The organism is Microbispora rosea (assembly GCF_044460045.1).
In the GTDB taxonomy this organism is placed as follows: domain Bacteria; phylum Actinomycetota; class Actinomycetes; order Streptosporangiales; family Streptosporangiaceae; genus Microbispora; species Microbispora rosea.
In genome coordinates this window covers 317,028-340,492 of sequence record NZ_JBITJO010000001.1, presented here as the reverse complement: position 1 = coordinate 340,492, position 23,465 = coordinate 317,028, and the positions used below count along the sequence as shown (strand labels likewise).

General features: G+C 71.3%; 22 protein-coding genes. 13 read left to right on the top strand and 9 right to left on the bottom strand.

The features are described 5' to 3' along the window. Nucleotides 1-595: 595 nt before the first annotated feature. On the bottom strand, nucleotides 596-1,015 hold the full coding sequence (locus ACIBK1_RS01555; protein WP_357314650.1) for an ATP-binding protein: 420 nt from the start codon (nucleotides 1,013-1,015) through the stop codon (nucleotides 596-598). A gap of 84 nt (nucleotides 1,016-1,099) precedes the next feature. Continuing rightward, nucleotides 1,100-1,474, bottom strand: coding sequence for an STAS domain-containing protein (locus tag ACIBK1_RS01550; RefSeq protein ID WP_051761672.1), 375 nt, complete (start codon nucleotides 1,472-1,474; stop codon nucleotides 1,100-1,102). A gap of 233 nt (nucleotides 1,475-1,707) precedes the next feature. Here ACIBK1_RS01550 and ACIBK1_RS01545 point away from each other — a divergent pair, with 233 nt between their 5' ends. Then, nucleotides 1,708-2,934, top strand: a complete 1,227-nt coding sequence (locus ACIBK1_RS01545) for a carboxylate-amine ligase (RefSeq protein WP_363526080.1) — start codon at nucleotides 1,708-1,710, stop codon at nucleotides 2,932-2,934. Nucleotides 2,935-2,953: 19 nt separating this feature from the next. Here ACIBK1_RS01545 and ACIBK1_RS01540 read toward each other — a convergent pair whose 3' ends face one another. Both ACIBK1_RS01540 and ACIBK1_RS01535 read right to left on the bottom strand, forming a co-directional pair. Next, entirely contained in the window at nucleotides 2,954-4,402 is a 1,449-nt protein-coding gene (locus tag ACIBK1_RS01540) for an aminotransferase class I/II-fold pyridoxal phosphate-dependent enzyme (protein ID WP_030507828.1), read from the bottom strand. Between the two features lie 139 nt (nucleotides 4,403-4,541). Then, nucleotides 4,542-4,922, bottom strand: coding sequence for an STAS domain-containing protein (locus ACIBK1_RS01535; RefSeq protein WP_051761673.1), 381 nt, complete (start codon nucleotides 4,920-4,922; stop codon nucleotides 4,542-4,544). Between the two features lie 550 nt (nucleotides 4,923-5,472). On the opposite strand from ACIBK1_RS01535, the gene ACIBK1_RS01530 reads away from it, so the two are divergent. Further along, nucleotides 5,473-5,769: a hypothetical protein gene (locus tag ACIBK1_RS01530; protein ID WP_051761674.1), complete on the top strand. Its 297-nt coding sequence runs from the start codon at nucleotides 5,473-5,475 to the stop codon at nucleotides 5,767-5,769. Nucleotides 5,770-5,772: 3 nt separating this feature from the next. Here ACIBK1_RS01530 and ACIBK1_RS01525 read toward each other — a convergent pair whose 3' ends face one another. From ACIBK1_RS01525 to ACIBK1_RS01510, 4 genes are read right to left on the bottom strand one after another with little or no spacing between them, the layout of a single operon-like run. Next, the gene (locus ACIBK1_RS01525) at nucleotides 5,773-7,680 is read right to left on the bottom strand and encodes a beta-galactosidase (protein ID WP_396731516.1); all 1,908 of its coding nucleotides are present in this window, start codon (nucleotides 7,678-7,680) and stop codon (nucleotides 5,773-5,775) included. Beyond that, the gene (locus tag ACIBK1_RS01520; RefSeq protein ID WP_396731513.1) at nucleotides 7,680-8,591 is read right to left on the bottom strand and encodes a carbohydrate ABC transporter permease; all 912 of its coding nucleotides are present in this window, start codon (nucleotides 8,589-8,591) and stop codon (nucleotides 7,680-7,682) included. The genes ACIBK1_RS01525 and ACIBK1_RS01520 overlap by 1 nt, the downstream gene beginning before the upstream one ends. Continuing rightward, nucleotides 8,588-9,583, bottom strand: a complete 996-nt coding sequence (locus ACIBK1_RS01515) for an ABC transporter permease (RefSeq protein ID WP_387067755.1) — start codon at nucleotides 9,581-9,583, stop codon at nucleotides 8,588-8,590. The genes ACIBK1_RS01520 and ACIBK1_RS01515 overlap by 4 nt, the downstream gene beginning before the upstream one ends. Next, on the bottom strand, nucleotides 9,580-11,244 hold the full coding sequence (locus ACIBK1_RS01510; RefSeq protein WP_396731510.1) for an extracellular solute-binding protein: 1,665 nt from the start codon (nucleotides 11,242-11,244) through the stop codon (nucleotides 9,580-9,582). The genes ACIBK1_RS01515 and ACIBK1_RS01510 overlap by 4 nt, the downstream gene beginning before the upstream one ends. A 207-nt stretch (nucleotides 11,245-11,451) precedes the next feature. Between ACIBK1_RS01510 and ACIBK1_RS01505 the strand changes: the two genes are divergently transcribed. From ACIBK1_RS01505 to ACIBK1_RS01455, 11 genes are all read left to right on the top strand, one after another. After that, nucleotides 11,452-12,603 carry a sensor histidine kinase gene (locus ACIBK1_RS01505; RefSeq protein WP_396731507.1) on the top strand — a complete coding sequence of 384 codons (1,152 nt, stop codon included), beginning with the start codon at nucleotides 11,452-11,454 and terminating at the stop codon, nucleotides 12,601-12,603. Next, the gene (locus tag ACIBK1_RS01500) at nucleotides 12,603-13,274 is read left to right on the top strand and encodes a response regulator (RefSeq protein WP_030507836.1); all 672 of its coding nucleotides are present in this window, start codon (nucleotides 12,603-12,605) and stop codon (nucleotides 13,272-13,274) included. Before ACIBK1_RS01505 ends, ACIBK1_RS01500 begins: the two co-directional genes overlap by 1 nt. 109 nt (nucleotides 13,275-13,383) lie before the next feature. After that, entirely contained in the window at nucleotides 13,384-14,568 is a 1,185-nt protein-coding gene (locus tag ACIBK1_RS01495) for a serine hydrolase domain-containing protein (protein ID WP_036406407.1), read from the top strand. A 384-nt stretch (nucleotides 14,569-14,952) separates the two neighbouring features. Continuing rightward, a complete protein-coding gene (locus tag ACIBK1_RS01490) occupies nucleotides 14,953-15,663 on the top strand; it encodes a hypothetical protein (RefSeq protein WP_231513869.1) in 711 nt (236 codons plus the stop codon). Then, on the top strand, nucleotides 15,660-16,430 hold the full coding sequence (locus ACIBK1_RS01485; RefSeq protein ID WP_030507839.1) for a glycosyltransferase family 2 protein: 771 nt from the start codon (nucleotides 15,660-15,662) through the stop codon (nucleotides 16,428-16,430). Before ACIBK1_RS01490 ends, ACIBK1_RS01485 begins: the two co-directional genes overlap by 4 nt. After that, the gene (locus tag ACIBK1_RS01480; protein WP_396731502.1) at nucleotides 16,427-17,635 is read left to right on the top strand and encodes a 2-phospho-L-lactate transferase CofD family protein; all 1,209 of its coding nucleotides are present in this window, start codon (nucleotides 16,427-16,429) and stop codon (nucleotides 17,633-17,635) included. Before ACIBK1_RS01485 ends, ACIBK1_RS01480 begins: the two co-directional genes overlap by 4 nt. Continuing rightward, nucleotides 17,632-18,294: an HAD family hydrolase gene (locus tag ACIBK1_RS01475; RefSeq protein WP_396731499.1), complete on the top strand. Its 663-nt coding sequence runs from the start codon at nucleotides 17,632-17,634 to the stop codon at nucleotides 18,292-18,294. Before ACIBK1_RS01480 ends, ACIBK1_RS01475 begins: the two co-directional genes overlap by 4 nt. Continuing rightward, nucleotides 18,284-19,060 (top strand): nucleotidyltransferase family protein, encoded by a 777-nt coding sequence (locus ACIBK1_RS01470; RefSeq protein WP_231513870.1) that lies wholly within the window; start codon nucleotides 18,284-18,286, stop codon nucleotides 19,058-19,060. The genes ACIBK1_RS01475 and ACIBK1_RS01470 overlap by 11 nt, the downstream gene beginning before the upstream one ends. A gap of 4 nt (nucleotides 19,061-19,064) precedes the next feature. Then, nucleotides 19,065-20,333, top strand: coding sequence for a lipopolysaccharide biosynthesis protein (locus ACIBK1_RS01465; protein ID WP_030507843.1), 1,269 nt, complete (start codon nucleotides 19,065-19,067; stop codon nucleotides 20,331-20,333). Further along, on the top strand, nucleotides 20,330-21,598 hold the full coding sequence (locus ACIBK1_RS01460; protein ID WP_396731494.1) for a glycosyltransferase family 4 protein: 1,269 nt from the start codon (nucleotides 20,330-20,332) through the stop codon (nucleotides 21,596-21,598). Before ACIBK1_RS01465 ends, ACIBK1_RS01460 begins: the two co-directional genes overlap by 4 nt. Further along, nucleotides 21,595-22,599 carry a glycosyltransferase family 2 protein gene (locus ACIBK1_RS01455; RefSeq protein ID WP_030507845.1) on the top strand — a complete coding sequence of 335 codons (1,005 nt, stop codon included), beginning with the start codon at nucleotides 21,595-21,597 and terminating at the stop codon, nucleotides 22,597-22,599. Before ACIBK1_RS01460 ends, ACIBK1_RS01455 begins: the two co-directional genes overlap by 4 nt. Before the next feature lie 4 nt (nucleotides 22,600-22,603). Here ACIBK1_RS01455 and ACIBK1_RS01450 read toward each other — a convergent pair whose 3' ends face one another. After that, nucleotides 22,604-23,398, bottom strand: a complete 795-nt coding sequence (locus ACIBK1_RS01450; RefSeq protein WP_396731491.1) for a hypothetical protein — start codon at nucleotides 23,396-23,398, stop codon at nucleotides 22,604-22,606. Between the last annotated feature and the right edge of the window lie 67 nt (nucleotides 23,399-23,465).

Genomic DNA, 23,465 nt, shown 5'->3' with positions numbered 1-23,465 from the left:
ACGGAACCTCGAATCCCGCTCGTATTCGTTGCGTGCGCGGTGGGTCACCTGTGAACATCAGGGAAAGGTCCGGAATCCCTCCTACCGGGTCGGCGGCGCGGCAGCGGCGGGGATTCCGCCCATGGTGCGCCTCGGACCGGCAGGCAACGGATTCCTGATCGGGCCGATCGACAGTTCCGAGACATCGATCTCGGACAGCGCATATGGGGAGGGGGCCCCGATGACTGCTATCAGGCCCCGCGGGAGCGGGGGACGCCGTCACGAAGGGCGGATTCACGACCCGGAGTTCGGCTCGTGGATCGGCGAGGTGGCCAGAGCGGTCCGGGACGTGGTTGACAGCACACCCCGGACCATCCGCCTCTGCGCCCTGATCGCGGTTGCCGCCGCGTCATGGGCATTCCTCAGGTAGCCGTCCAGCAGCCATGAGGAGGTGGTCGCGGACCCAGGTTAAGGCGGCCGGAGAGCCGTGACGGCCCGGTTTACGGGATCCGGACGATAACCAGGGTCAACCAGGGGCCGACCGGGGGCAGGCCGGGGGACGAGACGCAGGGTTCAGCCCGGCGCCTCCTGGGTCCGCGACGGGGCGGGCGCCCGCTCAGACGGAGTGGGCGCTGCGCCCCAGGGCGGCACCCTCGCCGACCTGCATGAACAGCCGGATCGTGGACTGCCCGGGGATCCGGTCGATGGTCACCGAGTCGCACAGCTCGCCCATGAGCCACAGGCCGAAGCCGCGGTCGCCGCGGCCGCTGGGCCGCTCGCTCGGCACGGCGCCGGGCCGCAGGACGCCGACGCGGTCGGCGACGTCGACGGCGAGCACGCCGCCGTCGCAGGAGATCGCCAGCGTGCCGGCTCCCCCTCCGTGTTCGAGCACGTTGATGGCGGCCTCGTTGGCGGCGATGACGAGATCGTCCAGCCGGGGGCCGGTGAGGCCCGCCTGCGCGGCGTAGCGCTGGATGTTCTCGCGCAGCGCCGCGAGATCATCCGTAATCGGCCACTGCCGGCGATGATCCACCACCTGTCCTCCTCGCCGCCGTCTTTCCCGGCCGGGTCTGCCGCCCGATGCCTTCGAGGCTACCGTCTCGTTACCCTTTGCCTGCCTTCACCTGGGAGTTGACCGCGCGCCGACCGCGTCGAGGGCCTCGGCCAAACTCGGCGCGACGGTGAAGGCATTGATCAATCCGGTGAGTCTGAAGATCCTCGCCAGCCGGGCGTTCGGGCCCGCCAGCGTCACCGCGCCGTCGCGCTCCTGCATCAGCTTCCGTATGGACAGCAGGATCCGGATGCCCGTGGAGTCGCAGAAGCCCAAGTCGCTCAGGTCGAGGACGAGTTCGCGGTGCTCCGCGCCGAGGACCGCCTCGACGTCGCGGCGCAACAGCTCGGCGTTCGTGTAGTCCAGGGCGCCGTCGAGCGCGACGACCAGCACGTGGTCGGCGACCGGGGCGGACACGGGGGTCAGTACGACGGCGGCGGTCACGGAACACACCTCGGCGGACGCTGCGGGGACGAGCGGACGGTGGGGGGAAGCAGGGGGACGGGCCTGGCCGAAATCCCGGCCAGGTTCGCCAGTCTAGAGCAGCGACGTCCCACTACCGGGGCGTACGGCCTGCGGAGAGCCGGACGGTCAAGAAACGCCATGTGGGGTTTCCTGCCCGATGGCCGGGGGGAGTGGGGGACTAACCAACTGGACCCCTCCTGAAAAGACCGCTTATGCCAGACGTGACAAGGGAGGTCCAGTTCGACGCCACGCATGGACCCTCCCTCGTCGCGCAGGCACCGGTGAGTTCGGCGACGCTCACGCTCGGAGTCGAGGAGGAGTTCCTGCTCGCCGACCCGCGAACCGGACGGGTCGTCCCGGCGGCGCGGACGATCCGCGAGCGGGCGGCAGGGCCGGGGGCGGACCGGCTGGTGTTCGAACTGACGCAGTTCCAACTGGAGAGCAACAGCGCCGTGCACACCGGCCTGCACGATCTGCACGGCGATCTGCTGGACATGCGCCGCGCGGCCGCCCGCGCCGCCGCGAGCGCGGGGCTCGCGCTCCTCGCGTGCGGCACCGCCCTGGACGGCAACGCGGGAGTGCCGCCGCTGTCGTCGTGCCCTCGCTATCAGGACATGCTCCGCGAATTCGGGGCGATCATGGACTGTCAGGGCGTCTGCGGCTGCCACATCCACGTCGGGATCGCGGACCGCGAGGAGGCGGTGCGGGTCAGCAACCACCTGCGGCCCTGGCTACCGATCCTGCAGGCGCTCGCGGCGAACTCGCCGATCGCGGACGGCCGGGACACCGGCTATGCCAGCTGGCGTGCGCTGATGATGGGCAGGTGGCCGAGCGCGGAGCCACCGCCGTTCTTCCGATCGGCCGAGCACTACGAGAGCCTGGTCAACGGCATGCTCGCCGGAGGAACGATCCTCGACCGCGGGATGATCTACTGGCTCGTCCGCCCGTCCGATCACGTGCCGACGCTGGAGATCCGCGCGGCCGACGTGTGCCCGACGGCCGCGGAGACCGTGCTGCTCGCCGGACTGGTGCGGGGGCTGGCCGAGACGGCGCTGCGCGAGGTGCGGGCCGGCGCGCCCGCCCCGGAGGTCGAGGACACCCTGCTGCGGGCGGCCTACTGGAGGGCCGCCCGTGACGGCGTGGACGGCGACGCCCTCGATCTGCTCGGAGGAGCCGGGGTTTCCGGAGCCGGGGTTTCCGAAGGCAGGGCTTTCGGAGGCAGGGTGCCGGCCTGGCGGCTGGTCGATCGCCTGCTCGAACACGTGCGGCCGGTGCTGGAGGAGAACGGCGACTGGACGCCGCTGACCGACCAGCTCGAGAGGCTGCGCCGCAGTGGGTCGGGGGCGGCGCGTCAGCGGGCGGCGTACGCCCGGCGCGGCCGGCTGCACGACGTGGCCGAGCTGCTCACAACGCAGACGACCGCCTCCTGCTGGGCCTGACCGAGCCGGTCCTGAACCGTCACTCCGCGACGACGCGGAGCGTCTTCAGACTGGGGTCGCTGACGTCGGGGATGTTCATGCCGCCTTCGAGCCCGCTGGTCAGATAGCTCAGCACCGGCTGGGTGATGCGCTCGCCCGGGCACAGGGCGGGCGCGCCCGGCGGGTACGGCGTCACCATCTCGGCCACGATCCGGCCCACCGCCTGACCGGTGGGCACGTTCTCGACCCGGCCGAAGAACGCGTCCCTGGGCAGCATCGCGATGTCCAGCTCCAGCTCGCCCGGCTCGGGCACGTCGATCACGGCCGCGGGCGGCAGGTCGCGGGCCGACGACAGGGCGCGCAGCGCGTCGAGCAGCATGCCGGCCGTCTCCTCGCCGTCGGCGACGGTGATCTCGGCGCTGACGCGGCGGTGGTCGCTCAGGGAGAGGTTGACGTGGCAGCGCTCGCGCACCCAGTCGGCGGCGTGGTAGCCGTCGACGCCGAGTCCCGACACGTCGATCACGATCTTCAGGGGGTCGACGTCGAAGGCGCGGGTGTTCTCCTTGCTCAGCACCCACAGGCCGTGCATCTTGCCGATCTCCCTGCGGACCGACTCCGCGAGCCCCAGCGTGCGGTCGAGCAGGTCCTCGCCGTGCTCCACCATCTGCCTGCGCCAGCCGTCGAGCGCCGCGTAGATCAGAGTGGAGGGGCTGGTCGTGCCGAGCAGGTCCTCGCGGGCCTTGAGCACGGCCGGGTCCACCCGGTTGCCCTGCAGATGGAACACCGAGCTCTGCTCCAGCCCGTTGCCCATCTTGTGGACGCTCGTCACGCACAGGTCGGCCCCGGCGTTCATGCCCCACGTGGGCAGGTCCTCGTGGAACGGCAGGTGGGCGCCCCACGCCTCGTCCACGATGAACGTCCGGTCATACCGGCGGCACACCTCGTTGATCCCCTGCAGGTCGCCGCAGGTGCCGTAGTCCACCGGGCTGGCGACGATGACGCCCTTGGCGTCCGGGGCCTCCTTGAACGCCTCCTCCACCGCCTGCGGCGTGGGCGGATACGACATGTGCAGGTCGCCGTCCCAGTCCCCGTGCACCCAGACGGGCTGGACGCCGCTCAGGATCAGTGCCGAGATGACCGACTTGTGGGCGTTGCGGGCGACCAGCAGCCTCTCCCCGGGGCCGGCGACGGAGAGCATGGCGCTCTTGACCGACAGGGAGCTGCCACAGGTGGAGAAGAACGCCTGATCGGCGTTGACCGCCTCCGCCATGAGCTGCTGCGCCTCTTCGAGCACGCCGTTGGTCTGCAGCCGGTCGTCCAGGCCGTTCATGATCATCACGTCGTTCTTGAAGAGGTCCCCGCCCAGGACGTCCCGAACCCGGGGATCGATTCCCCGCCCCTGCTTGTGGCCCGGAGGCGTGAAGTTGACGTCTCCCCGCCGGTGATAGGCCGCGAGCGCTTCCAGCACGGGTGCACGGGACTGATCCATGTCCGTGTTCCTCCCATGAACGGTGTGGGGCCGTTCCATCCGTCCGCGCGGACCCGGACCTGACCGGCGCAAACGACCGCGGCAGGCGGAAGCCCCCGCCCTCGGCGAGAGGGCGGGGGCGGCTTGGTCAATCGGGTGTTCAGACCATGGACACGTCGTGCGAGGCCGACAGCACCATTGCGGCGACGGCTTCGACGGGCGTGCCGTCGATGACGAACGTGTCGCGCAGCCGGGTCGCCTCAAGGACGATCTTCAAGATGCCGTGAACTCCGGTGAGCCGCACGGAACCCGCGGCCTTCTCGATGTCGTCCCGGGCGTCCAGTAGCGCTTCGAGGCCGCAGGAGTCGCAGAACCGCAGACCGGACGCATCCACCACGATCCTGATGCGACCCTGGCGGACAAGATTCCTGATCGCCCTCCGGAGCATGTCCCCGCTGGCGATGTCGAGTTCACCTCGCAGCGCGACCACGACGGCCGGCTGGTGATCGCTCACAGTAATCTCGAGCTGCTGCGTTGTCATATACGCGCCTTCATCCATATTTTTCGGGCGTACTGTCTTAAGCGACGCTACCCGGCAGAGTGTCAGGTCCCGGTAATGCGCGACGGTCGATGGTATGCGGGTACGTCCAGCAATCCCACCTGTACGCCAGAATGTGGCAAATAGGTAAAGAAGTTGGGGCTCGCGGCGATCTTCGGGGGTGTGTCCCGAACCTCCCGGGATCACGGGGAAACCCCTGTGTCACAGGGGCTCGCGGCCTTCGGGTGATCGCCGGAGGCGGGCTTGCGGACGTGGTGGCCGGCACGGGCCGCCCGGTCTCGCGGATGTGGAGACTGGAGTTCCTCAAATATACCAGCTAGCCAGACAAATGGGGCGTATCCCGCCTTTCTCGAAAAATGCTTACTCTTCCCATTCCTTCTTGAGGAGCGCATTACCGACCTTGCCGGGCCCGTGGCTCATGCCTGACCGGTCTATCCGGAAGGTCACGGGAATGCCAGGCGCCGGCGCTTGACCCGTCCGCGCGCGGGTAGAGGGCCGGTTCCCCGGAAGTACGGCGAACGGGAGGATCGGCATGGCGGACGAGATCACCGCGGGCAGGAACGCGGCGCGGGCGCTCACGGCCAGGGCGCCCGGCTGGATGGTCTGGTACGGCGAGCGCACCGGAAGCTTCTGGGCCGTCCCCCGGGCCGGGACCGCGATCGTGCCCCGCATGCTGGAGGCGCAGACGGCGGACGACCTGGAGAACGAGATCCGGAGGGCCGAGGGCCGCCCCACGCGGGAGCAGACGCAGCCGGAGACGGAGGAGGCCGCCCGGCACCGCCGGCCGCCCGCCGAGACGCCGGCTCCCCGGATCCCCGTCGGACGCTGACCCCTACAGGCGCACGACGACGTATCCGCCGGGACCGAGCCTGCCGCCGGCGGGCCTGCCGGTGATCAGGTCGGTGCCGTGAACCGGCACGGGCTGCTCGTCTTCTGTGTGGTTGACGGCGAAGACCAGGTCCTGGCGGCGTACGACCTCGACGCCGGGGACGCCGCTCCCGGCCAGCCCGGCGCGGGCGAGGACCCGGGCGTAGCCGGAATCGTCGAGCCGCGTCGAGACGTACCACGCCGTGCCGCCGCCGTGGCGGTGGCGCGTGACGGCGGGCCCGCCGCCGGGGTAGCGGGCGACCGCCTCGGCCCCGTCCAGGTGGACGATCTCGCTCCACATCGTCGCCTGGCCGAATTCCGGCAGTTCGACAGGCTCGTCAAGTGGGTGGAACTCCTCCACGCGGATGCCGAGGATCTCGCGCAACGCCCCCGGGTAGCCGCCCGGCCTGATCCGGGTGTGCTCGTCGGCGATTCCGCTGAAGAACGACACGACGAGCGTGCCGCCGCCCTCCACGTACGCCGCGAGGTTGCGGGCGGCCTCGTCGGAGATCGGATAGAGGCTCGGCACGAGGACCGCGCGGTACGCCGGCAGATCATGCGACGGATGGGCGAAGCAGGCGGCGACGCCCTGCCGCCACAGCACCCGGTGGGCCTGCTCGACGGCCGCCAGGTAGTCGATCTCGGTGGACGGCAGGCCTGGCCCCTGGACCGCCCACCACGCCTCCTCGTCCCACAGGATGGCGACCTCCGCCTCGGCGAGCGGGCCGTCGACGGGTGCGGGAATGCGCTCCAGCGCCTCGCCCAGGGCGCAGACCTCACGGAAGACGCGGGAGTCCGGGCCGGTGTGCGGCACCATGCCGGGATGCCACTGCTCGGCGCCGCCGCGGGAGGCCCGCCACTGGAAGAACATCGCGCCCTTCGAGCCCCGGGCGACGTGTTGCAGGCTGTGCCTGGCGATCTCGCCGGGCTCCTTGGGCGCCTTACGCGGGCCCAGAACGTATCCCGTGGCCTGCTCCATCAGCAGCCAGGGCCGCCCGCCCGCCCACGACCGGGCCAGATCGGCGGCGAACGCGGTCTGCCCGGCCGCCGCCATGCCCCGCCCCGAGGGATAGTCGTCGATCGCGACGATGTCCACCTCGCGCGACCACTTCCAGTGGTCCACGCTGGCCCAGCCGGCCAGCACGTAGTTGGTGGTGACGGGCACCCCGGGGGTCAGCTCGCGCAGCAGGTCGCGCTGCTCGGTGAAGTGGGCGAGCATCTCGTCGGAGACGAACCTGCGGAAGTCGAGCGCCTGCGCCGGGTTGGGGAGATACTGCGTGGCCCGGGGTGGGGTGATCTGTGCCCAGTCCGAATAGTGCTGGCCCCAGAACGCGGTCGTCCAGGCGTCGTTCAGCGCGTCGAGGCCGCCGTACCGCTCCCGCAGCCAGGCCCGGAACGCCGCGGCGGCGTGGTCGCAGTGGCAGGGCGTGCCGTACTCGTTGTGCACGTGCCACATCGCCGTCGCGGGGTGGTCGCGGTAGCGCTCGCCGAGGGCGCGGGTGATCCGCAGCGACGCCTCGCGGTACGCCGGGGCGCTCACGCAGTAGGTGTCGCGGCTGCCGTGCGTGAGCCGTACGCCGTCCCGGGTGACGGTCAGGGCGTCGGGGTGCGCCAGGGAGAACCAGGGCGGAGGAGAGGCGGTCGGGATGGCCAGGTCCACCCGGATCCCGCCGGCGGCGAGCAGATCGAGCACCCGGTCGAGCCAGCCGAAGGTGTAGCGGCCCTCGGACGGCTCCAGCCGCGACCAGGAGAAGACGCCGACGGTGACGAGGTTGACTCCGGCCCGGCGCATGAGCGCGACGTCCTCGGCCCAGACCTCCTCGGGCCACTGCTCCGGGTTGTAGTCCCCTCCGTACCACAGCGGCATGCACATCAGCCCTTGATGGCGCCGATGATGACGCCCTTGGTGAAGTGACGCTGCACGAACGGGTAGATGACCAGGGCGGGCAGCACGGCGATGACGACGATGGCCATCTTGATCGCGAGAGTCGGCGGCGCGACGTGGCCGAAGCCGTTCACACCCACGGTGGCCGTGGGGAGCGGGTTGGAGTCCACGACGTACGACCGCAGGACCAGCGCCAGCGGCCACATGCGGGTGTCGTCGATGTAGAGCATGGCGTTGAACCACGCGTTCCAGTAGCCGACCGCGTAGAGCAGGCCGATCACCGCCGTGACCGCCTTCGACAGCGGCAGGACGATCCGCCACAGGATGCGGAACTCCCCGGCGCCGTCGATGCGGGCGCTGTCGAGCAGCTCGCGCGGGATGTTCATGAAGAACGCGCGCAGCACGACGACGTTGAAGGCCGACACGGCCGACGGCAGGATCAGCGACCAGTACGTGTCCTTCAGCCCGAGCGAGGCGACCATCAGGTAGGTCGGGATCAGGCCGGGGAAGAACACGAACATCAGCAGCACGCAGAACAGGATCGGCCGGTGGAACAGCGTGCCCGGCCGCGACAGCGCGTACGCTCCGAGGACGCTCACACCGAGGCTGACGGCGGTGCCGACGACGGTGACGCCGGTGCTGACCAGAACCGCGCGGCTGACCACGCTGTCGGAGAAGATCTGGCGGTACGCGTCGAACGTGATGCCGTCCGGCACCAGCACCAGACCGCCGACCCGGTTCACCGTGCCGGCCGACGACAGGCTGGTCAGCACGATCGTGTAGAGCGGCAGCAGCACGGCGAGCACGATGAGCGCGAGCACACCGCCCTTGCCGATCCGGCCCGCGACCGAGCCCGGCTCCTCCCAGGGCGCGAGCCCGGAGACCTTCGTTGTGCTCATGACCGCGAATACACCCCCCGCTCGCCCAGGGCGTGCGCCACCCGGTTGGCCACCAGGATGAGCGCCAGCCCGACCAGGCCCTTGAACAGCCCCGCCGCCGCGCCGTAGCCGAAGTCGCCCGTGCGCAGGCCGGACCAGTAGACGAAGGTGTCGAAGACCTCCGACACCTTGCTGCCGACCGCGCCGCGCTGCAGCATGAACTGCTCGAAGCCGACGTTGAGCGCGTCGCCGAGCCGCAGGATCAGCAGCAGCACGATGACCGGGCGCAGGCCCGGCAGCGTGATGTGCCACATGCGGCGCCACCGGCGGGCCCCGTCGACCGCGGCGGCCTCGTACAGGTTCTGGTCGATGGTGCTGAGCGCGGCGAGGAACACGATCGCGCCCCAGCCGGCGTCCTTCCAGACCGTCTCCGCGGTCACGAGCAGGATGAACGTGTCGGAGTTCGTCATCCAGTCGATGCCCGAGTGCCCGTGATCGCGCAGGATCTGCGCGATGAGGCCGGCGCCGCCGAACATCTGCTGGAAGATCGCGACCACCAGCACCCAGGAGAAGAAGTAAGGCAGGTAGACGACGCCCTGGATGAAGGCCCGCAGCCGCCCGGAGACCACGCTGTTGAGCAGCAGCGCGAGCGCGATCGGCACCGGGAAGTAGAAGACGAGCTGGAACGCGGTGATGCCCAGGGTGTTCACCACCGCCCGGATGAACTGCGGGTCGCCGAACAGCTGGGCGAAGTTGGTGAAACCGATGATCGGGCTGCCGAGGATGCCGCCGCTGAACGGGTTGTAGTCCTGGAAGGCGATGACGTTCCCCAGCGCGGGGACCCACCAGAAGGCGGTGACGAGCACCAGCATCGGCATGGCCATGACCAGCAGCGGCCAGTCGCGGCGCAGCCGCGCGGCGAAGGAGTCCTGCCGCGCGCCGACGGCCGGCCCGGCCGGGGTCGCCCCGGGCCGGACCTCCGTCACGCTCTTCGTGTCCGCGTCGGCGCTCACAGCCGGCCGTTCTCCCTGGCGACCTTCATGTAGAACTCGCGGGCCTCGTTGCCGCCCTGCTCCTGCCAGTCCTTGACGATCTGGGCCCACTCCGAGACCGGCCGCTTGCCGCGGAAGATCTCGTTCATCTTGTCCTCGGTCGGCTGGGTCAGCCCGGCCATCTTGGACGGCCTTTCGACCCGGACGCCGACGAACGGGTCGTTCTCCAGGTATCGCGAGGCCGTCTGCTCCCAGCCGTGGTACGCCTCGACGTAGCCGGGATACTGGTTCTCGGTGATCGCGCCGGGCCGTCCGGCCAGGAACAGGTACGTCGGGGCGACCTCCTTGCGGCCGAGCGCGGTCTGCTGGACCTGCCCGTCCTTGATCGTGAAGTGCTTGCCCTCGACGCCGTCGTTCACCAGGTCGTACTCCTGCGTGCCGTACGGCGCGGAGCACCAGTCGGCGATGCCGAGCAGCTCGCGGGTGCGGGCGTCGCCGAGGCCCTTCCTGATGAAGCAGAACATGCCGGCGGGCTCGTTGCGCCAGACGATGACCTTGCCGCCCGGGTGGGCCGGATAGGGGTCGGCCGCCCGTACGTCGATCTTCGGGTTGCTGGGCAGGTAGCGGCCGAGGATCTCGTGGATCGCGCCGAGCCCGTCCTTGTACATGACGAGCTGCCCGCTGCCGAAGGGCTCCTTGTGGTCGGCGAACTGGTTGGCCACGACGTCCGGGTGGACGTATCCCGCTTCGAACAGCTTGGTCATGAGCTCGATCGACTGCAGGAACTCCGGCGTCTCGTACTTGTAGATCAGCGTGCCGTCGGGCTGCTTGCGCCATTCGCGCGGGGCGCCGAACGCCCGCTGGAGCTCCTGGCCCATGTCGCCGAACGCCCAGCGCTTCTTCTTCGGGTCGGTCAGCTCCCTGCCCAGCGTGAGCAGGTCGTCGGCGCTCTTGGGCACGGACAGGCCGAGTTCGTCGAGGATGTCCGTGCGGACGATCGTGGCGAACGGGTAGGGCGCGTTCTGCCACGGGATCCCCTGGAGCACGCCGCCGAACACGCCGTACGTCCACGCGGCGGTGTCGTAGTTGGCCAGCAGCGGGAACTCCTTGGCCTTGTCGCCCGCGAGGTAGGGCGACAGGTCGGCGAAGAGCTTGTTGGCCGCCTCGGTGAAGTGGGCGATGGAGTCGATGTTCCAGCCCGGGATCTGGATCATCTCGGGGACGTCGCCGCTGGCGAGCAGGGTGTTCAGCTTGTCGACGTAGGTGTTGCCGTCGGAGATGTTGAACCGGACGACCCCGCCGAGCCGCTCGTTGACGGCGTCGTAGTAGGAGTTGTCGCCGAGGCCGGGAGGGACGGTGCCCCACAGCGGTGTCATCGCCCTCACCTCCGCGCCGCTGGTGATCGGCTTGGCGGTGACGGCCTGGACCGTCGTGCCCGGCCTGGTCAGGAAGCCGGGTTCGACGAATTCGGAGGCCGGCAGGTCGGGCGACAGGCCCGGCACCTGGAACGGCACGCGGGTGGGCACGAGGCCCTTGAGCTTGTCGGCGGCGACGGCGGTGCCCTTGGACACTTCCTTCTTGGCCGCGCAGCCGGTGAGGCCTGCGGCGGCGAGCGCGCCCGCGCCGACCAGCCCGAGGAATCCGCGGCGGCTTGTCAGGAGGCCGCCGGGGGGTTGGCTCATGGGTGCGATCCTTCCGGCCGGGGACGGAGTCATTTAGTTCGTCTGCTGGCCGAACAAATTAACCGGTTAACGGAGTGGCGACAAGGTTTCATGAAACGTTCATCGCCGCCGCGGGATCGCTCGTACGGGCGATCCGCCGACCCCCCGGACTGGCGATACTGGGGCGTTGTGTCACTGTCGTCCCTGAAGTCCCGATTGCAGAGCCGATTGAAGAGCCGATTGCGGGGCCTGCCCCCGCCCGTCGTGGACGCGGTCCTCGTGCTGGCGGTGCTCGCCGGGCAGTCCGCGCCCTTCCTCCTCACCCAGCCGGCTCCCGGCCGCCCGCCCTGGACCGTCGCCGAGTATCTGCCGGTGCTCGGGGCCTCGATCCCGCTGCTGTGGCGGCGGCGCATGCCCGTGACCTGCCACCTCGTCGTCGCCGTCTCCATGGGCTGGTACGCGTTGTACGACCCGATCCAGCCCGCACAGCCCATCTGGTTCGGCTCGCTGGTCGCGATGTACACGGTCGCGGAGAAGAGTCCGCCCGTGCGCCGTTATCTGGCCGCGGCCTTCGTCGGTCTGGGATTCCTCATCCAGACCGGGCTCGCCACCACGGCGCGCGGCGTGGTCCTGTGGGCCGGTGCGTACGCCGTCGGCCGGGCCGCCGCGATGCGGAAGGCGTACTCCGCCGCGCTGGAGGCACGGGCCGTGCAGCTCGAACGGCAGAAGGAGATCGAGGCCGAGCGGGCGGCGGAGCGGGAGCGGGCCAGGATCGCCCGCGACATGCACGACATCCTCGCGCACGCGGTCAGCCTGATGGTCGTGCAGGCCGAGGCCGGACCGGTGGTCGTGCGCGGCGACCCCGAACGGGCAGAGAAGACCTTCGACGCGATCGCGGCGGCGGGCCGGGACGCGATGGCGCAGCTCAGGCGGATGCTCGGGGTCCTCAAGGAGACCGAGGCGTCCCGGGGTCCGCAGCCGACGCTCGCCAGGGTGCCCGAACTGGTCGCCGCGGTGTCCGCGACCGGGCCGCGCACGACGCTCACCGTGCGGGGACGACCGCGGCCGGTCCCTCCGGACCTCGACGTCGCGGCCTATCGGGTCGTCCAGGAATCGCTTACCAACATCGTCAAACACGCCCGGGCCGCGTCGGCGACCGTGGCGGTCGACTGGGAGGACGACGATCTCGTGATCACTGTCATCGACGACGGACGCGGGCCGGGAACGCCGAGCCCGGCGGCCGGCGGCAACGGGCTGATCGGTATCAGGGAGCGGGCCGCCGCCTGCGGTGGCCGGGCCGCCTTCGGCCCCGGGCCGGACGGCGCCGGCTTCCGGGTCACCGTACGGCTCCCGCTCGTGGAGACGGCGGTGGCCCGGTGATGGGCCAGGTGATCGGCCCGGTGATCAGAGTGGTGGTGGCGGACGACCAGGAACTCGTCCGCGGCGGGTTCGCCATGATCCTGGACGCGCAGCCGGACATCGAGGTCGTCGGCGAGGCCGGCGACGGCCGGGCCGCCGTCGAGGCCGTGCGGGCGCTGCGGCCCGACGTCGTGCTCCTCGACATCCGGATGCCGCGTATGGACGGCATCGAGGCCGCGAAGGTCATAGCGGCCGAGACCGGCTGCAGAGTGGTCATGCTGACCACGTTCGACCAGGACGAGTACGTCTACGACGCCCTGCACGCGGGGGCCAGCGGCTTCCTGCTGAAAGACGTGCGCCGCGACGACCTCGTGCACGCCGTACGCGTCGTCGCGGCGGGGGAGTCGCTGCTCGCGCCCTCGGTCACCCGCCGCCTGATCGGCGACATGGTGAGCAGGGCCAGGCCCCGGCCCGCTCCGGCCGGTCTGGACGCGCTCACCGCCCGCGAGCGGGAGACGCTGGAGCTGCTCGGGCGCGGGCTGTCGAACGCCGAGATCGCCGGGCGCCTCGTCGTCAGCGAGCACACGGTGAAGACGCACGTCAGCAACGTGCTGTCCAAGCTGGGCCTGCGCGACCGGGTGCAGGCGGTGATCCGCGCCTACGAGTCGGGGCTCATCCTTCCGGGGAGCTGACTCCCTCGCGCGGGGGGGAAGGAAGATCGCCGATGTGGGCGATCTCCGCGAGGGGTGTGTCCCGAAACGATGGGGTCATCCCCGAACGAGATCCCTCAAGGAGAACCGCGTGTTCACGAAGGTCGTCACCCTCGCTCTGGCCGCCGCGATCACCGTCCCCGCCGTCGCCGTTCCGGCCGCGGCGGCCGCGGCTCCCGCCGCCAGGTGTTCCGCCGCCACCCGGCCTTCGGCGCCGACGTCGCTGCCCGCCCTCGACGCCGCGGCCCTGTGCCGGTCCATCTCCGGCCTGCCGAACGGGCAGGCGACCTACTCCCTCGTCCGGGTGCGGGGCGAGGCGGGCTCCTGGACGGGCTCGTCGGGGGTGCGCGACGTGCGGACCGGCGGCCGGGTGCCGGACGGCGCCCGGTTCCGGATCGGCAGCGTGACCAAGGTGTTCACCGCCACCGTGGTCCTCCAGCTCGTGGGCGAAGGGAAGATCGACCTCGACGGCACGGTGCAGCACTACCTGCCCGGGCTGCTGCCCGCGAGCTACCCGTCCGTGACGGTCGCGCAGTTGCTGAATCACACGAGCGGCCTGCCCAGCCCGACCCTGCCCGGCGACGACCAGTGGATCCTCGACCACCGGTTCGACACGTGGACGCCCCAGCGGTGGATGGACGGGGTGGCGAAGAACGCGATGGAGTTCACGCCGGGGACCAAGCAGCACTACCTCAACACCAACACCATCGTCCTCGGCATGCTGATCGAGAAGGTCACCGGCCGGCCGTACGGCGACGCGGTGCGCGCTCGAATCATCCGCCCACTCGGCCTGCGGCACACGACGATCCCGGGCGAGGACGTGCGCATCCCCGGCCCGCATGCCAAGGGCTATATGGCGGTCGACGGCAGGCTGGTGGACGTCACCGAGATGAGCCAGACGATGCCCTGGGCGGCCGGAGAGATGATCTCGACCACCGCGGACCTCGACCGGTTCATGGTCGCGCTGTTCCGCGGCAGGCTGCTGAAGCCCGCACTGCTGGACAAGATGTTCACGCTGCCGAAGGGCGTGCCGATGTACGACGGCAACGACGACCCGTCCGACGACCAGCCCGCGGCGTACACCATGGGCATGTCGGTGATGACCCTGCCCGGCGGGGTGACGATCTACGGCAAGACCGGCAGCAGGTACGGCTACAGCACCGGCATGTTCGCCACCCGCGACCTCAAGCGCAGGGTGGTCGTCTCGGTGGGCTCGACCACCAAGGGCGACTCGGCCATGCTGCAGACCGTAGGCCTGGCCGCCTTCGCCTCCTGAGGACTCTTGGGGACTCTTGAGGGCTCCTGGGCCGGTCGGCTCAGGAGTCCATTTCCGGAATTGCGGACGGACGAAATAGGATCGCTCCGGAATTGACATATGCCCGCAAACAGGGTTGACATTGTCCGTAATGCGATTGAATTGCGGAGATAGCGCCGGATTCAACTACCCGTCAGTACAATTTTGTCACCTTACACCCTGTCTGACCAGCGCAGATGTCACGAATATCCGCGCACTGTGTCCAATATCCGGTAGTGCGGACGCATTTCCGGATGAGAATGACATAATGCGTGGGAGCGCTCCCGCTCTCCTGGCTGCATTCTCCGCAGCGCCATCCGGCACGCCTGCCCTGAGGGCACGTTGGAAGGAAGGTGCCGCGTCTCCATGACGGCATTCGGCAAAAGTCCTCCGTCCCGGCCGCATCTCGACGGAAATGTTCCGTCGGACGTCGTCCGCGCCGGCTCCCGCCCCTGGGCGCCCCACCTGTGGTGGATGGCCCTGGCCGTCGGGGCGCTCGGCTTCGCCTTCGTGTGGCTGGCCACGCCGCACGCGAGAGAGATCGGCTCGCCCTGGGAGCTGGTGGCCAAGCTGGTCGCGTTCGCCTGCCTGTGCGTGGCGATCGCGGTCTTCCCTTGGGTGTCGCCACGGCTGAACTGGCTGCTCTACGTGCCGTTCGTCTTCTTCACCGGCTATCTCATCCCGCGGATCAGCTGGTTCTACTACGGCGACGGCGCTCGGGCCCAGGGCGACAGCTTCTACACGCACCTCTATCTGCTGCTCTACCCGGGCATCGTGCTCACGGTCGCCGCCGCCTACCGCATCGGCGGGGGCACCCCGGGCCGCTGCCTGAAGATCATGCTGACCGGGGTCCTCATCGTGTTCTCGGGCTTCCTCGACCTCATGTGGTTCGTCGTCAACCCGGTCGCCATCCCCGAGGTCATCGACGCGCCGCACATCAACCTCTTCACCGGGGGGCCGATCTCCTTCGGCGCGACGATCGTGTTCGCGCTGGTGCACGTCCCGATCATCGTCGGGGTCAACCTGCTTCCCCTCGACCGCTGGATCGGCCGCCTGCTCGGGGCGGGTGACCCGTGAGCGTCGCCGTCGACATCTCCGTGAGCATCTCCGTGGCCGCGCCCGCGTACAACGAGGCGGACACCATCGCGGCGGTGGTGGGCGAATGGCAGGACTACCTGGAGAACGCCCCGGCCGTGGGCGACTGGGAGATCGTCGTCTGCGACGACGGGAGCGTGGACGCGACCGGCGAGATCCTGGCCGGCCTGCGGGACCGGTGCCCGCGGCTCGTCGTCGTCACGTTCGAGCGCAACCGCGGCGCGGGCGCGGCCATCGCCGCCGCGATCGCCCACACCCGGCTCGACTGGGTGGTGCTGCTCGACTCCGACGGCCAGTTCCCGATCGCCAACCTCGACCGCGTCCTGCCGCGCGTCCAGGCCGGGGAGGCCCTGGCGTTCTCCGGCGCCCGGATCAGGAAGGCCGACGGCGTGGCCTACCGATGGGGGTCGGCGGCCAGCGGCGCGGTCAGCAACCTGCTGCACCGCACGCGCTACCGCGACTTCAACTCGATCTTCAAGGTGGTGCACGGCCCGCTCTTCCGATCGCTGCCGCTGGAGTCGGCCGGGATGAACTGCTCGACCGAGATCACCGCGCGGGTCGCCGAGATGGGCCACGAGTGGGTGGAGGTCCCGATCGAGCACCGGGAGCGCGGCGGCGGCGCGCGCGGCTGGCGATACTGGCGCGGCGCCCGCGACCGGGCCCTGTTCGTCGCCTATCTCGGCTACCGCCACTGGTTGCTGCGCCGGGGGGTCCTGCGCCGGCCGTCCGCGCGTGAGGAGACCCGATGAACGTCGCGGTGACGATGTTCAGCGGCGGCAGAGGGGCGGCCGGCATCGCGAGGGGCATGCTGGGCACTCCGGGCGTCGGCCTGTCGCTGATCGTGAACGGCTACGACAACGGCCTTTCCACCGGCGCGCTGCGGCGCTATCTGCCCGGGATGCTCGGGCCGTCGGACTTCCGCAAGAACCTCCTGCTCCACCTCGACCCCGCCGATCCCGCGCAGGCCGCGCTGGCGACCGTGCTCGAACACCGGCTGCCGGGCGGGACGACGCCCGCGGGGCTCACCGCCGTCATCGAGTCGATCGCCGCGCGGCGCGATCCGTTCGCCGCGCTGCCGGAGGCGGCTCGCGAGGCCGTCACGGCCGACCTGCGCGTGTTCGCCCGGCGGCTCGCCGTGTATCCGCACGGGCTCGACCTCGCCGACTGCGCGCTCGGCAACCTCGTGTTCGCGGGGGCCTACCTGCGGCTCGGCCGGGACTTCAACGCCGCCGCCGACGCCTGTGCCCGCACGTTCGGCTCCCCCGTACGGCTGCTCAACGTGACCAACGGGGAGAACGCCTTCCTGGCCGCGCTCCGGGCCGACGGCAGCCTGCTGGCCGACGAGGCCGACATCGTCGCGCGGCAGGGCCCCGGAGCGATCACCGACCTGTTCCTGCTGCGCGAGCCGCTCGGCGCGCGGCGGCGGGCCGAGCTGGAGGCGCTGCCGCCCGCGTGGACCAGGGAGGTCCTGCGCCGCGAGCGCGCCGAGGTGACGCCGAACCCCCGGGCGCTTGAGGCGATCCGCGACGCCGACCTCATCGTCTACGGCCCCGGCACCCCGCACTCCTCGCTCCTGCCCAGCTATCTCACGCCGGGCGTGGCCGACGCCGTCGCGCGGAGCCGGGCGGCGGCCAAGGTGTTCGTCGTCAACATCCGGAGCGACCACGACGTCCGGGGGTTGAGCGCGCCCGGCCTCGTGGATCGCACGCTGGCCTACCTCGGCGATCCCCGCAACGGGCGGCGGCTGGTGACCCATGTGCTGAGCCATCGCGCGTCCGCGCCGGACGCCCCGGCGGTGCCGTACGGCGTGCTCGACCGGGGGGAATGGGCGGGGGCCCGCTGGATCACCGCCGATCTGAAACACCCTAGCCGTCCCGGCCTGCACAACCCCGGACGCACGGCGGAGGCCCTGCTCGCCATCAGGAACGAGGCGGCCTTGGTGCGGGCCCGATGACGGCGTTCCTGGCGGACGCGTGTGCCCGCCGCGTCTGGCTCTTCGACCTCGACGGCACCCTCGTGGACTCCTGCCCGGCCCACGAGGCGGCCTTCCTGCGGGCCATCGCCGAGGTCGCGCCCGACCGGCTCGCGTCCTTCCGGTACGCCGACCACGCGGGCGCGAGCACCCGCGAGGTGGCGGTGCGCCTGCTGGGCGACGGCGGGGAGGCGGACCGGCTGGCCCGGCTCAAGCAGCGGCTGTATCGCGAGCGGGCCGACGCGGTGGCCGTGTTCCCCGGCGCGCGGCGGCTGCTCGGTCGTCTGGTCGCCGGGGGCCGCGACGCCTATCTCGTCACCAGCGGCAGCCGGGCGTCGGTCGCGCGGGTGCTTGCGGCCGGCTCGCTGGGCGCGTACTTCCGGGGGGTGCTCACCAGCGACGACGTCCCGGCGAGCAAGCCCGACCCGGCCTTCTACGCGTACGCGTGCGCGCACTGGGGGCTCGACCCCGGCGCGGCCGTGGTGCTGGAGGACTCCGCGCACGGGGTGGCGTCGGCGGTCGGCGCGGGCCTGACGACCCTGCACGTCCACGCGGCGGAGCCCGCTCCCGGGGCGGTGGCCGTGCGCGACCTGGAACAGATCGTGTCTCTCCTGCTCGCGGAGGTGGGCGGTGCCGGCTGAACGGTTGTGCGCGGTGATCCCGGCGGCCGGGCGGGGCACCCGCCTGGGCCTGGACATCCCGAAGATCATGGTGGAGATCGCCGACGGCGTCACCGTGTGGCACGTGCTCCACGAGCGGCTGCGGCCGTACGTCGAGCACGTCCACGTCGTGATGTCCCCGCACGGTGAGGGGCCGTTCCGCGCGCTGGCGGCGGAACAGATCGCGGCCGGCGCGGTCTCGGTGAGCGTGCAGGACAGGCCCACCGGTATGGGCGGCGCGATCTTCGGCGCCGCGCCGCACTGGGAGGCCCACGGCGCGATCCTCGTGGTCTGGGGCGACCAGGCGGGCCTGTCCCCCGAGACGGTCGGCCGCGTCGTCCGGGCGCACGAGAAAGGGTTCACGCTCCCGCTGGTGCCGATGGACGACCCGTACGTGGAGTACGAACTCGACGACGCCGGGACGCTCGTGCGGGTGCGCCAGTCGCGGGAGGGCGACGAGTGCCGCCCCGGCGGGCTCAGCGACGTGGGCGTCTTCTGCCTCAGCACGCGCCTGAGCACCCTCTCCAGCACCGAGGGGCTCCGGGAGGAGTGGACCCGCTACCTGGGCGAGGCGGCCGTGGGCGCCCGCACCGGGGAGGTCAACTTCCTGCCGTTCCTGCCCTACCTGTCGCGGGAGCGGAACTGGCCGCTGACGGTGGTGCCGGTGACCGACCCCGACGAGGCGCGCGGCGTCAACACGGCCGACGACCTCGAGTTCGCCCGGCGGGCACACCTGCGGTGGGCGTGACGGGGTGGGCGCGCTGACGGACCGGGCGGCCGGGCTCCTGGCCGCCCACCGCTGGGCCGCCGGGCCCACGTTGGTGAGCACCGTGGCCAGCGGCACGGCCGCCGCGACCACGCTCGTGATCGCACGAGGGGTCGGCGCCGCCGCGTTCGGCCACTTCACCGTCGTCCTGTCGATCGCGCTGATCGTCACCGTCGGCATGCTGACGAGCCTCAACTACGTCATGTTCCAGGAGCTGCCGCGGGCCGAGCCGGGGGCGCGGCCCGCCCTGGTGACGACGGCGCTGCTGGCCACGCTCGTGCTGGGCGCGGCGGCGTTCGCCGCGGGTCTCGCGGCCGCCCCGCTGCTGACCGCCGCGCTCGGCGTGGACACCCGCACGCTCGTCTTCGCGCTGGCGCTGGCGCTGTCGATGACGCTCAACCAGCTCACCGAGAGCTTCCTGCGCGGGCTGAAGCGGTTCCGCCTCGTCGCCGGGCTCAAGCTCGCCGTGGCCGTCGTCTACCTGGGGGCCGCCGCATGCTGCCTGCTGGTCTTCGGTGTGCGGGACGCCGAGCCCTACCTGGTCGCGCTGATCGGCACCAACCTGGTCTTCGCCCTGGTCTCCGTCGCCGGGTTCGAGGTCGTGCCCCGGTCCTGGTCGTGGGCGCTGGCCCGCTCGCTCTACCGGCACGGCACGTACGTCACCGCGATCGCGGCGCTCACGGCGGTGGTGTTCGGGGTGGACGTCATCTTCCTCAACCACTGGGCGCCCCGGGCCGACGTGGGCGTCTACTCCGTCTACAACGGCTTCCCCAAGCGGCTGCTCGGCGTGGTGTTCACCGACGGGGTCGGCCTGGTGCTGCTGCCCACGCTGGCGACGTCGGACAAGCCCGCCGTGATGCGGCGGATCGCCCGGCTCGCCCCGGTGGTGTTCGCGGCGACCGCCGTGTTCTCGTTCGCGGCGAGCACGGTCTTCTTCCTGCTCATGGGGGGCGAGTATCCGTACTCGCTGGGCCTGATGGCGCTGTCGGCGCTCGGGATCGGCGCGCACACGGTCTTCAACCTCCAGCAGGTCGCCCTGACCATGGACGGAGTGCGGGGGGCGAAGGTGCTCATCGGCTGCCTGCTGGCCGGGACGCCGCTCGCGCTCGCCTGTCAGGCGGCGCTCATCGCGTGGCAGGGACTGGCCGGCGGGCTGGTGGCCTTCGCCCTGAGCAATCTCGTCCTCGTGGCCGTCGTGACGGCCGTCTCCGCCCGGCTCTACCGGCCGGCCGGCGCATTGGAGGTGCGCGGGTGAGGATCGCCCACGTCATCAACCAGTTCCCGCCCAACATCACGGCGGGGCTCGGCCGGTATGCCGAGCTGATCGCGCCGCATCTGGCACGCGACCACGAGATGGCGGTCTTCACGCTGAACGACGGCCGCCTGCCCGTGTGGGAGCGGATCGGCGGCATCGGCGTGTACCGGCCGCGCGGGCGGGTGCTCGGCGCGATCGCCCGCCGCCGGCGGCTCAACCGGACGCGGGGGGTGGAGTTCCTCCTGCTCGCGCTGACCGTCGTGGTGAGCAACTGGCGTTACTTCCTGCTCCTGCGCCGGCTGCGCCCCGGCCGGCGGCCCGATCTCGTCGCCGTGCACGACTCGACGAACTTCCTGTGCGGCCTGCTGTGCCACTACGTGCTGCGGCTCCCGGTCGTGTTCCACGTCCACACCACCGAATACGGCGTCGCCCCGCAGCGCAGCATCACCGACCCGCTCAACCTGTTCGCCGCGCTGGAGCGGTGGCTGGCGCGGATCTCCCGGCGGGTCGTGGTCGCCACGCCGGAGGTGCGCGGGCAACTGCTGGAGGCGGGCTGGGACCGCTCGCCCATCGACGTCGTCCGCCTCGGCGGCACGTACGAGCGGGTGGTCGCCGACCCTGCGTTCGACCGCGGCACGCTGCGTCTCGGCGCGGCGGACCTGCGCGCCCGGCTCGGCATCGCCGAGGAGGATCCGGTGCTGCTGTTCGTCGGCCGCCTCGAACGGCAGAAGGGGATCTATCCGCTGCTCGACGCCATGCGCGACATCGCGCCCGCCGTGCCGGGGCTGCGCCTGGTGCTCGTGGGGGAGGGCGACGAGGCGGGCGTCGCGCGGATCGCCGGGGAGACGGGGCTCGGCGGCCGGGTGCTGACCTCCGGCGGCTTCGTGGACGGGCGGGCGCTGCTGGACTATTACGCGATGGCCGACGCCTGCGTCTTCCCCTCGCTCTTCGAGCCGTTCGGGCTGGTGGCGACCGAGGCGATGGCGTTGGCCCGGCCGGTGATCCTCGGTGACGGCTTCTCCCGGATCTTCCTCGGCGACCCCGCGCGGCCCGCCGTACGGTTCGTGCGGGCGGCCGATCCCCGCGACATCGCCGACGGGGTGATCGAGGTCATGACCGATCCCGCGCTGCGCAGCGCCCTGGCCGAGCGGGGCGAGCGGCTGGTGCGGGAGACGCTGAGCTGGAGCCGCGCCGCCGAGGAGACGCTCGCCGTCTACGCGCGGGTGCTCTCCACCGTGCTCTCCGCAGAGGGGACGAGGCGATGATCTCGCTGGTCGTGCCGTGCTACAACGCGGCCAGGACGCTGCGGTTGTGCCTGGAGTCGGCGCTGGCGCAGACCCGCGTGCCCGGCGAGATCGTCGTGGTGGACGACGCGAGCACCGACGGATCGGCGGAGATCGCCGAGGAGCTGGGCTGCCGGGTCGTGCGCCTGCCGGAGAACCGAGGCGTGTCCGCCGCCAGGAACGCCGGGATCGACGCCACCGCGGGCGATGTGATCTTCTTCCTCGACTCCGACGTGGCGCTGCGGCCCGACGCCGTCGCGAACGCGATGGAGATCCTGGAGCACGATCCCGAGGTCGGCTGCGTCCACGGGGTCTACGACACCGTGCCGCTGATCGACGACGGGCCGGTCGAGTGGTATCGCATTCTCCACGCGGTGCACTGGCGCCGCCGCCACCTCGGGGAGGTCAGCAGCGTCGTGTTCGCCCTCGCCGCCGTCCGCCGCGACGTGCTGCTCGCCGTGGGCCGGCTCGACGAGCGGCTGCGCGACTGCGAGGACGTCGAATACAGCAGCAGGCTCGCCGTACGCAGCCGGATCGTGCTGACCGACACGGTCGTGGGCCGTCATGACGACGGCAGCCGCCTGCTGCCGATCCTCGGCGAGCAGTGGCGGCGGGCCCTGCCGCTGATCCCGCTCGCGCTGACCACGACCCGGCGTGGCGCGGCCAAGCCGGAGCACGCCAACAGCCCGGCGGGCATCCTGTCGTGCGGGCTCGCCCTGGCCGCGCTGGGGCTGGTGCTGCTGAGCCTGCCGTTCGGGCTGTTCCACCCCCCGCTGCTCGCCGTCCCCGCCGTGTTCGTCGCCGGGTTCGTCCTCGCCGATCCGGAGCTGGTCGGGTTCGTACGGCGGCAGCGGGGGCCGGTCTTCGCCGTCTACTTCATGGCCGTCCACCTGGTCGTCCACGTGGTGCTCGTGGCGGGCCTGGCCGCAGGCTCGCTGCGCCTGCTGACCGGCCCGCGGGACGGCCGCGCCGAAGCCGCGTGAGACGTCAGGCGCAGCCGACGCGCCGGGTGCTCAGGGCGATGTCGTCCACCCAGAGGTCGTACGCCGCGGGGGACGGGTTCGGCTGGTAGAGCTGCCAGCCGATCTTCACGGTGTCGAAGAGGGGGAAGACGAAGTCGGTGTCGTTGCCGCCGTGACTGCGGGTCGACACGGTGAGGTCGGGCTTGGGCACGCCGTCGAACCAGAGCGAGATGGCGTTGTCGGCGGGGTCCATCCGCCATTCGACGCACTGCCACACGTCCGCCTGCGACGGGGCCGACTCGCGCCAGTTGGTCCAGTCGCCCGTCGGTCCGCCGTCCGCGCCGACGCCCCACAGGTCCTTGCCCAGCGTGGGGACCCACTGGCCGCCGAGCGGCCGGACGATCTCCGGGCCCGCGCCGGTGGCCTCGACCAGCGTGTAGTGGGCCCAGTCGGGGGCGGTGGGGAACGCCTTCACGCGTAGCCGCAGGCGGCCGTAGAAGCCGTTGCCGGGCGGGGCGAAGTCGTCCACCTTGAGGAACGCCCGGCCGTTGCCCTCGGTGTGGACGTGCAGCATCTTCTGGCCGCGGGCGCCGCGCTCCACCGTGAGCGTGCCGTGCTTGGTGTCGACGCCCCACTTGAGGCTCGCCGCGCCGCCGACCGGCAGCGACTGGAAGTCCTCGCAGAACAGCGTGCCGCCCTTCGCGCAGGTCTCCGGCCCGTGTGGCGGGGGCGGGGGCGCCGAGGCGGAGGCGGCCGGTGCGGCCGTCAGCGGCAGCAGCAGGGCCAGACCGGACGACACCACGGATAACAGTCGTCGCACGACACGCTCCTTTTCCCGGTGACAACGGCAGAAGTAAGGTACGCCAATTGGGAGCGCTCCCATAGGG

Coding starts and splice junctions, on each gene's coding strand:
- ACIBK1_RS01530 (WP_051761674.1), top strand. CDS start 5,473: ATGGCGGACGAGATCACCGCGGGCAGGAACGCGGCGCGGGCGCTCACG.
- ACIBK1_RS01510 (WP_396731510.1), bottom strand. CDS start 11,244: ATGAGCCAACCCCCCGGCGGCCTCCTGACAAGCCGCCGCGGATTCCTC.
- ACIBK1_RS01525 (WP_396731516.1), bottom strand. CDS start 7,680: ATGTGCATGCCGCTGTGGTACGGAGGGGACTACAACCCGGAGCAGTGG.
- ACIBK1_RS01490 (WP_231513869.1), top strand. CDS start 14,953: ATGACGGCATTCGGCAAAAGTCCTCCGTCCCGGCCGCATCTCGACGGA.
- ACIBK1_RS01500 (WP_030507836.1), top strand. CDS start 12,603: ATGGGCCAGGTGATCGGCCCGGTGATCAGAGTGGTGGTGGCGGACGAC.
- ACIBK1_RS01520 (WP_396731513.1), bottom strand. CDS start 8,591: ATGAGCACAACGAAGGTCTCCGGGCTCGCGCCCTGGGAGGAGCCGGGC.
- ACIBK1_RS01540 (WP_030507828.1), bottom strand. CDS start 4,402: ATGGATCAGTCCCGTGCACCCGTGCTGGAAGCGCTCGCGGCCTATCAC.
- ACIBK1_RS01535 (WP_051761673.1), bottom strand. CDS start 4,922: ATGACAACGCAGCAGCTCGAGATTACTGTGAGCGATCACCAGCCGGCC.
- ACIBK1_RS01455 (WP_030507845.1), top strand. CDS start 21,595: ATGATCTCGCTGGTCGTGCCGTGCTACAACGCGGCCAGGACGCTGCGG.
- ACIBK1_RS01475 (WP_396731499.1), top strand. CDS start 17,632: ATGACGGCGTTCCTGGCGGACGCGTGTGCCCGCCGCGTCTGGCTCTTC.
- ACIBK1_RS01480 (WP_396731502.1), top strand. CDS start 16,427: ATGAACGTCGCGGTGACGATGTTCAGCGGCGGCAGAGGGGCGGCCGGC.
- ACIBK1_RS01545 (WP_363526080.1), top strand. CDS start 1,708: ATGCCAGACGTGACAAGGGAGGTCCAGTTCGACGCCACGCATGGACCC.